This window comes from Novosphingobium mangrovi (genome assembly GCF_022818885.1).
Taxonomy (GTDB): Bacteria; Pseudomonadota; Alphaproteobacteria; order Sphingomonadales; family Sphingomonadaceae; genus Novosphingobium; species Novosphingobium mangrovi.
In genome coordinates, this window is sequence record NZ_JALHAT010000089.1 from 1 (window position 1) to 548 (window position 548).

Annotated in this window: 1 pseudogene; it reads left to right on the top strand. The window is 57.8% G+C overall.

The window, feature by feature from the left end:
• Window positions 1-57: 57 nt before the first annotated feature.
• Window positions 58-548: pseudogene (locus tag MTR65_RS20115) on the top strand (hypothetical protein); the annotation flags it as partial.

The following is a 548-nucleotide window of genomic DNA, read 5'->3' on the forward strand; positions in this document are numbered from 1 at the left end:
GATGGAGACACATTCTCCCAAGTCTCAGGGCCATCCCTGCGCCGCAATGCCAAAAGCGTGAAAGTTGTCGACGACGACGTGGAGATGAGCTTCGACGACCCTGCACCCAACTCACGCCCCGACGTTTTCCGTTTCCACCAGATGGATGCAAATCATGCTCGGATCAACTACGAGGGCATGGAACCCTTCGAGCTCATTCGATCAGACACGAAGGCTCCGCAGCTTGGGTCATGGAACGCCGATCGCAACTATACTCGTTCGATCGTGCGCCCGACTAATGCCGAGATGACGGCGATCTTCAACGCCGATCAGGCAGACCGCCGGGCGAAGAATATCGACTGGTCCAAAGTGGGCCCGGCAGATGACCAACGATTGGCTCGGACAAAGGAATTGCTTGCTGAAGGCGCGCTGCAAAGCGGAGATGACTTCGAGCACGCAGCCTTCGTATTTCAGCACGGCAACAAACCTGACGACTTCCTGCAAGCCCACCTCTTGGCAATGATCGCCGTGGCACGGGGCAAGCCGGGCGCTATCTGGATCGCGTCTGC